6 protein-coding genes are annotated in these 7,607 nt (G+C 55.8%); 3 read left to right on the top strand and 3 right to left on the bottom strand.

Features of this window, described 5'->3' with window-relative positions:
• Positions 1–218: 218 nt before the first annotated feature.
• From E1297_RS34070 to E1297_RS34060, 3 genes are all read left to right on the top strand, one after another.
• Positions 219–1,373, top strand: a complete 1,155-nt coding sequence (locus E1297_RS34070) for a phosphoserine transaminase (RefSeq protein WP_155145995.1) — start codon at positions 219–221, stop codon at positions 1,371–1,373.
• A gap of 65 nt (positions 1,374–1,438) precedes the next feature.
• The gene (gene serA / locus E1297_RS34065; protein ID WP_155145994.1) at positions 1,439–3,034 is read left to right on the top strand and encodes a phosphoglycerate dehydrogenase; all 1,596 of its coding nucleotides are present in this window, start codon (positions 1,439–1,441) and stop codon (positions 3,032–3,034) included.
• A gap of 120 nt (positions 3,035–3,154) precedes the next feature.
• On the top strand, positions 3,155–3,883 hold the full coding sequence (locus E1297_RS34060; protein WP_155145992.1) for a metallophosphoesterase family protein: 729 nt from the start codon (positions 3,155–3,157) through the stop codon (positions 3,881–3,883).
• Here the strand turns inward: E1297_RS34060 and E1297_RS34055 are convergent.
• From E1297_RS34055 to E1297_RS34045, 3 genes are all read right to left on the bottom strand, one after another.
• The gene (locus tag E1297_RS34055) at positions 3,880–5,397 is read right to left on the bottom strand and encodes a malonyl-CoA synthase (RefSeq protein ID WP_155145990.1); all 1,518 of its coding nucleotides are present in this window, start codon (positions 5,395–5,397) and stop codon (positions 3,880–3,882) included. The genes E1297_RS34060 and E1297_RS34055 overlap by 4 nt on opposite strands.
• A gap of 86 nt (positions 5,398–5,483) precedes the next feature.
• A complete protein-coding gene (locus tag E1297_RS34050) occupies positions 5,484–6,188 on the bottom strand; it encodes a UTRA domain-containing protein (protein WP_155145988.1) in 705 nt (234 codons plus the stop codon).
• Between the two features lie 28 nt (positions 6,189–6,216).
• The gene (locus tag E1297_RS34045) at positions 6,217–7,578 is read right to left on the bottom strand and encodes a formimidoylglutamate deiminase (RefSeq protein ID WP_155145986.1); all 1,362 of its coding nucleotides are present in this window, start codon (positions 7,576–7,578) and stop codon (positions 6,217–6,219) included.
• Positions 7,579–7,607 lie beyond the last annotated feature (29 nt).

The following is a 7,607-nucleotide window of genomic DNA, read 5'->3' as shown; positions in this document are numbered from 1 at the left end:
GAATACGAAGAAGCCGCAGAGTAATAGAGAAAACCCCGCCGAGAGATCGGCGGGGTTTTCGCCAATCGGAAACCTGTGTTCTGATTTGAGTCTGTTTTTGATGTCGTTTTTACCCAACGAAGCGTCTTTTCTGCTTGCTGCAGGTGCGAAGGCCTCATAGGTCTGTCCGTGGGACACCCCTCCCCAACGAGGGGCGTGTATCTGGAAGGGTAATACAGATGAGCATTCAACAACCGGCAACGCGGCCGGCCAATCCGCGTTTTTCCTCTGGCCCCTGCGCCAAACCCCCCACATTTGATCTGACCAAACTGGCCGATGCAGCATTGGGGCGGTCGCACCGTGCAGCTGTTGGCAAGGACAAGCTGAAGGCAGCCATCGAAGGCACGCGTGAGCTGCTGGGTATCCCCGCAGACTATCGCATTGGTATCGTCCCTGCATCTGATACAGGCGCGGTTGAAATGACGTTGTGGTCGCTGTTGGGCGAGCGCAAGGTCGAAATGCTGGCCTGGGAGAGCTTCGGCTCCGGTTGGGTCACCGATGTGGTCAAGCAATTGAAGATTGATGCCGAGGTGAAGACCGCTGATTACGGGCAGATCGTTGATCTGGCTTCGGTCGATTTCACCAATGACGTGGTATTCACATGGAACGGCACGACCTCGGGTGTGCGGGTTCCAAATGGCAATTGGATCGCGGATGACCGTCAGGGCCTGACGATCTGCGATGCAACCTCGGCGGCCTTCGCGATGGATCTGCCATGGGACAAACTGGATGTGACCACCTTCAGCTGGCAGAAAGTGCTGGGCGGTGAGGCTGCACACGGCATGCTGATCCTCAGCCCTCGTGCCGTTGAGCGGTTGGAGAACTACACACCCGCATGGCCGCTTCCCAAGATTTTCCGCCTGACCAAAGGTGGCAAGCTGATTGAGGGCATCTTTACTGGTGCTACGATCAACACACCTTCGATGTTGGCGGTTGAAGATTATCTGTTCGCGCTGGATTGGGCACGCTCGGTCGGAGGGCTACAAGGGCTGATCGCCCGAGCGGATGCCAATGCTGGTGCAGTGCATACGTTCTGCGCACAGCATGATTGGATCGCCAATTTGGCTGAAGATGCGGCAACGCAATCGAACACATCCGTTTGCCTGAAGTTCACCGATGCCCGCATTCAGGATGGCGCTGCCTTTGCCAAGGCCGTGGCAAAACGGCTTGAGGTTGAGAACATTGCGCTGGACATCGGAGCCTATCGTGACGCGCCCGCGGGCCTGCGTATCTGGTGCGGCGGTACGGTTGAAACCTCGGATATCGAGGCGATGCTGCCTTGGCTGGCATGGGCCTTTGAGGCCGAGATCGCGGCACAAACCGAAGCCGCCTGAGTTTTCCTGCATTTGCCCGGCCGTACGAGGCCCGGTTGTTTCCCAAAATTCAAGGACCAGAGAAAATGGCCCCCAAAGTACTCGTATCTGACAAGCTCAGTGAAACCGCCGTGCAGATCTTTCGTGATCGCGGGATCGATGTGGATTTCATGCCCGATCTGGGCAAGGACAAGGACAAGCTGGCTGAAGTGATCGGCCAGTATGATGGCCTAGCCATCCGTTCGGCCACCAAGGTCACGCCGACGCTGCTGGAAAAAGCCGACAACCTAAAGGTCATCGGCCGCGCCGGGATCGGCACCGACAACGTCGACAAGGACGCTGCATCCAAGAAAGGCGTGATCGTTATGAACACGCCCTTTGGCAACATGATCACTACCGCCGAGCACGCGATAGCGATGATGTTCGCAGTGGCGCGGCAAATCCCCGAGGCCAGCACCTCGACCCATGCGGGCAAGTGGGAAAAGTCCAAGTTCATGGGGATCGAACTGACCAACAAGACACTTGGTGTCATTGGTGCAGGCAACATTGGTGGCATCGTCTGTGAACGTGCCCTGGGCCTGAAGATGAAAGTCGTCGCCTATGATCCATATCTGGGCGAAGAGAAAGCCGCCAAGATGGGTGTGGAAAAGGTAGAGCTGGACGAATTGCTTGAGCGTGCAGATTTTATCACCCTGCATGTGCCGCTGACCGACCAGACACGGAATATCCTGAGCCGCGAGAATCTTGAAAAGACCAAACCGGGTGTGCGTATCGTCAACTGTGCGCGTGGCGGGCTGGTCGACGAAGAAGCCTTGGCCGAAATGCTGCAAACCGGGCGTGTAGCGGGTGCGGCGTTTGACGTGTTCAGTGTCGAGCCAGCGAAAGAGAACCCGCTGTTCAACCTGCCCAATGTGGTCTGCACTCCGCATCTTGGTGCCGCCACGACTGAGGCGCAGGAGAATGTCGCACTTCAGGTCGCTGAGCAGATTTCCAATTATCTGCTGACCGGAGCGGTTGAGAACGCACTGAACATGCCCAGCGTGACCGCCGAAGAGGCAAAGGTCATGGGGCCTTGGATCAAGCTGGCAGGTCATTTGGGCAGCTTCATAGGCCAGATGACTGACGAGCCGGTCAAGGCGATCAACATCCTCTATGATGGTGTCGCAGCCGAGATGAACCTTGCTGCACTGAACTGCGCCGTGGTCGCCGGGATCATGAAGAAGTTCAATCCCGAGGTGAATATGGTTTCGGCCCCAGTTGTGGCCAAAGAGCGTGGCATTCAAATTTCGACCACCAATCAGGACAAGTCGGGCGCGTTCGAGGGTTATATCAAAGTCACCGTTGTTACAGACAAGCGCGAGCGGTCTATCGGCGGCACCGTGTTCAGCGATGGCAAGCCCCGCTTTATCCAGATCAAGGGCATCAATATCGACGCCGAAGTCGGTGCTCATATGCTTTATACAACGAACGAAGACGTGCCGGGCATTATCGGGACGTTGGGTCAGACCATGGGTGAAAACGGTGTGAACATCGCCAACTTTACCCTTGGCCGTGCCGAGGCAGGTGGTGAGGCAATCGCCTTGCTATACGTCGACGAACCGGTGCCGGCTGAAGCGCGTGCGAAACTTGCAGAGACCGGCTTGTTCACACAGATCAAGCCTCTGGAGTTTGACGTTGTCTGATCACCTCTGTTGAGTTTGTGAAACAGTTCGATGCCCGCGCCACCCAAAGCGCGGGCATTGTCTTTTCCGCATCACGCTTTTCCGTCACAAGAACGGCAATTCAGATAATCGGGGCCTGTCATGACCACTCCAGTTTATGCAGTCGGAGATTTGCACGGCCAGCTTGCAGAGTTTGAGCGGGTCTTGACCTTGATAGAACGCGATGGCGGACCTGATGCGCGTATTGTGTTCTTGGGGGATTATGTTGATCGGGGCCCCGACAGCCGTGGTCTGTTGGAACGCCTGATAGAGGGGCACGACAAAGGTCGCGACTGGATTACTCTGTTGGGAAATCACGACCGGATGTTTGCGTGGTTCATGGAAGAAACACCGCGACACGATCCGCATTTGCTGGTCGGCTACCACTGGCTGCATGAGCGTTTGGGTGGCGTAGAAACATTGCGCAGCTATGATGTCGAATTTGATGATCGAACGCGGTTGGAAGATCTGCACGCCATGGCCAAGGCGGCTGTTCCCACTTCGCATGTGAATTTCCTGCGCGACCTTGTGGCGATCTATCAAACGCCCGAAGTTGCATTTGTGCATGCGGGTATTCGACCGGGTGTGCCACTAAACGAACAGCGTGAGAACGATCTGGTTTGGATCAGGAAGACATTCCACACCCATACCGATCCGCATCCCAAGCTGATTGTCCATGGGCACACGCCTGTAGAAAAAGCTACTCACTATGGTAACCGCATCAATCTGGACAGCGGCGCAGGATATGGTCGACCGGCTGAAGTGGCGGTATTCGAAGGACGTTCTTGCTGGCTGCTGAAGGATGTGGGGCGCGTTCCGCTGGAACCTTAGCCGTCGGTAAACAAGTCCTTGTATGTGTCACGCAGCAGGTTCTTCTGCACCTTGCCCATTGTGTTGCGGGGCAATTCGTCCAGCAGGATCAGTTTGCGCGGGTGCTTGAACCGGGCGAGATCCGACTGAACCGTCTGCATGATCTGCTCCAGATCGGGGGTCTCTCCATTTGCAGGCACAAGAATACCCAGAACGGTTTCTCCGAAATCAGGGTGTGGAACGCCAATCACTGCGCTCTCAAGCACTCCGGGCTGATCATCCAGCAGCAATTCGATTTCCTTGGGGTAGATGTTGTATCCGCCTGAGATGATCAGGTCTTTGCCGCGACCGACGATGTGGACGTACCCATCTTCATCAACCCGCCCAAGATCTCCGGTGATGAAAAAACCGTTTTCGCGCAATTCGGCAGCAGTCTTTTCTGGCATCTGCCAGTAACCCTTGAACACGTTTGGACCGCGCACCTCGATCATGCCGATTTCACCCTGAGGCAAGGTTTCACCAGTTTCTGGATCGGTAACCTTCAATTCAACATCGGGTAGTGGAAATCCAACCGTTCCAGCGCGTCGCTCTCCGTCATAGGGGTTGGAGGTGTTCATATTGGTTTCAGTCATGCCGTAGCGTTCAAGAATGCGATGACCAGTGCGCGCCTCAAATTGTTCATGCGTTTCAGCAAGCAGAGGTGCAGATCCCGAAATGAACAGCCGCATATGCTGAGCAAGTTCCTTGGTGAAACGGTCGCCCCCCAGCAATCGGGTATAAAATGTCGGAACGCCCATCAACGATGTGGCCTGCGGCATCAAGCGCAGGATGTCTTCCAGATCGAATTTTGGCAGAAAGATCATCGACCCGCCCGAGGCCAGTACAACATTCGTTGCAACAAACAGCCCATGAGTGTGAAAGATCGGCAGGGCATGCAGAAGTGCGTCATCGCTGGTGAACCGCCATTCACGGACCAGCATCTCAGCATTGGACAAAAGATTGGCCTGGGTCAGCATTGCACCCTTGGACCGGCCAGTAGTGCCCGAGGTGTAAAGGAACGCAGCCAGATCATCCTCGGTGCGGCTCACCGGCTCGAAAGCTGGCAACATTCCTAACGCACGCCGCGTCAGGCTACCCGAGCCATCTGCATTCAGCGTCTCTATCTTGGCATTTTGCGCCTGAGCGATTGGTGTCAGTTCTGCTTCGTTGGTTGAATCGCAGACAACCAGAGACGCACCGCTATTCTCAATGAAGTAAGTCAGCTCATGTGTCGTGTAGGCGGTGTTGAGTGGCAGAAAGATAAGACCCGCCTGCGCACAGGCTGCATAGAGCGCAAGGGTTTCAGGGGACTTTTCTACCTGAACCGCAACCCGGTCACCCGGCTCTAACTGCATCCCGACCAGCGCATTTGCAATGCGGGCTGCCATGTCCAGAAAATCTGAATGGGTTAGCGTCTGCCCATCGGGCAAATGCAGAAATGGAGTGTTTTTGCCCGCGTGGATGCCAAACAGACGATCATAAAGCGGGTTACCCATTTTGTTTTCCTTCCAGTTCGATCCACCCGGAATCTGTATCGGAATTTCAGGGTGGTAAAGAGCAAAGGATCACATAAAGCGTGAAATCAGATTTGGGTGGTCATGCGGTAGCCTGTTGCAAAATAGAGTTTGGCAAAGGTAACCGGCTGGCCCTGCAGCCAGGTGATACGTTCAGCGGTAAAGACCGGCTCGCCCTCCGGTACGTCCAAAAATCCGGCCACGGTTGAATCTGCACGGCTGGCCATGAATGTCAGCTCGACATTGGTGAATGGGACGGTCTGCACCAGCCAGTCATTCGGTCCGGTTTCGGTGAAATCGGCCTGTTCAACTTGGGGGACGCTTTCAATCACGATCCAACGATCTTCGTACTGAAATGGCGTGTTGCCGGAATAGTGCATGCAGCGGACATGCAAGACACGAGGATCAGCTTTCAGCGCCAGCCGGGCGCTCAACCATTCCGGAGCGGGGATGGTTTCAGAGGAAACCAGGGCATATCTGTAGGTGCCGCCTAGTGCTTCGACCTCATCCCGAACCAGCGGTATTGTAAACCTCGCCTGCCGTTGCGGCGCGGCAAGGACGCGGGTCCCTGCCTTGCGGCGGCGTTCAAGAAATCCTTCGTCGGCCAATTCCCGCAAGGCGCGGTTCACGGTTGTCCGGGTGCAGGAAAACTCGACCGCAAGTTCCTGTTCATTCGGTAGCAGGGTCTCGGGACGCCACTCTCCGGACCGAATGCGATCCAGCACGGTCTGCTTTATGTCTTTGTAGCTGGTGTTTTCGCTCGGTTGGGTCATTGTGGCTCTGAAGTTGGAAGTTTGATGTCTATGCGCTGGCCAAGAGTTGGGCAACGGCTGCACGATAGGCAGGCAAGATCGCATCCCGTGCAACATGCCGTCCGTCGCGCACCATGTGACGGCCTGCCGACCACAGATCGGTCACTGTACCGTCGGGTGCCGCAAAACACAGCCCGTCCAGCAACTGATCGTCCTTCAACGTACAAAGCGTCGGGTGGGTGCGGTCGATAGCGACAAGATCAGCAAGTTTGCCAACGGCGATTTCCCCGGCGTCGCGGCCCAGCGCTTGCGCACCACCACGGGCAGCGCCGGTATAGAGTGTGTGTCCAACCGAGCCTTCGACATGGACCAGAACAGTACGTGCTTTGTCACGCAGTCGCTGAGAGTATTCGAGCGTCCGCAATTCCTCTGGTAGGGAAATGCGAATATTAGAGTCTGATCCAACGCCGAATGCCCCGTTATTCTCGACATAGACAGCCCCGTTGAAGATACCATCACCAAGATTTGCTTCGGTGATCGGACAAAGCCCTGCGACAGCGCCGGATCGTGCCATTGCCATGGTTTCAACGTCAGTCATGTGGGTTGCGTGGATCAGGCACCATCTGTCGTTCACCTCTGAATTATCCAACAGCCAGGCAACCGGGCGCTGACCCAGGGCGGCCTCGACATCTGCAACCTCTTTTACCTGTTCGGATATATGGATGTGGACGGGTCCTGAAGGAACATTAGCCAACAGTGTCTTGAGATCGGCGGGTGAAGTCGCTCGTAGTGAATGCGGCGCTACCCCCACAACAGAGTCGAAATTCGCGTGTCGTTGCGTGCTCCGGCATTCCTCTAGCAGAGCCAGATACTGGTCGACGTCATTGCCAAACCTCAATTGTCCGCCCGCCAGAGGCTCCTGCGACACACCCCCATATGTATAGAGAACAGGCAGGTGGGTCAGGCCGATCCCTGTCTGATCTGCTGCTGCAAAGATGCGTTGGCTCAGTTCGGACATCCGTGCATACGGCTGGCCGCCGGGCTGGTGGTGGACATAATGAAACTCACCAACCGAGGCATAGCCCGCTTCCTGCATTTCCATGAACACCAGGGCTGCTATCGCCTCGACCTGTTCAGGCGTCAGCCGATCCAGAAAGCGATACATCAAGGTGCGCCAGGTCCAGAAGCTTTCTTTCCCAGCAGCCCGCACCTCGGTCATGCCTGCCATGGCGCGTTGAAAAGCATGGCTGTGCAGGTTTCCAAGCGCTGGCAATAGCACGTCTGTAGCCGTGTCTTCGGGTTGTTTGGCTACCCCAGCTTCGATCCGGGAAATTCGGCCATCTTCGATTTCCAAACGCAAATCCTGCATCCATTCAGACCCTAATAAGGCTGTTTTGGCATGAACTGTCATAGCGTTTCCATTTTGTGTAGACTTTAAGT

Source organism: Roseibium sp. RKSG952 (assembly GCF_009711355.1).
The sequence above is the reverse complement of the archived record's forward strand: the minus strand, read 5'-3'. Positions and strand labels throughout refer to the sequence as shown.

Bases quoted from the DNA above. Each gene is read 5' to 3' on its own strand.
- E1297_RS34045 (WP_155145986.1), bottom strand. From the start codon at position 7,578: ATGACAGTTCATGCCAAAACAGCCTTATTAGGGTCTGAATGGATGCAG.
- E1297_RS34055 (WP_155145990.1), bottom strand. From the start codon at position 5,397: ATGGGTAACCCGCTTTATGATCGTCTGTTTGGCATCCACGCGGGCAAA.
- E1297_RS34070 (WP_155145995.1), top strand. From the start codon at position 219: ATGAGCATTCAACAACCGGCAACGCGGCCGGCCAATCCGCGTTTTTCC.
- serA (WP_155145994.1), top strand. From the start codon at position 1,439: ATGGCCCCCAAAGTACTCGTATCTGACAAGCTCAGTGAAACCGCCGTG.
- E1297_RS34060 (WP_155145992.1), top strand. From the start codon at position 3,155: ATGACCACTCCAGTTTATGCAGTCGGAGATTTGCACGGCCAGCTTGCA.
- E1297_RS34050 (WP_155145988.1), bottom strand. From the start codon at position 6,188: ATGACCCAACCGAGCGAAAACACCAGCTACAAAGACATAAAGCAGACC.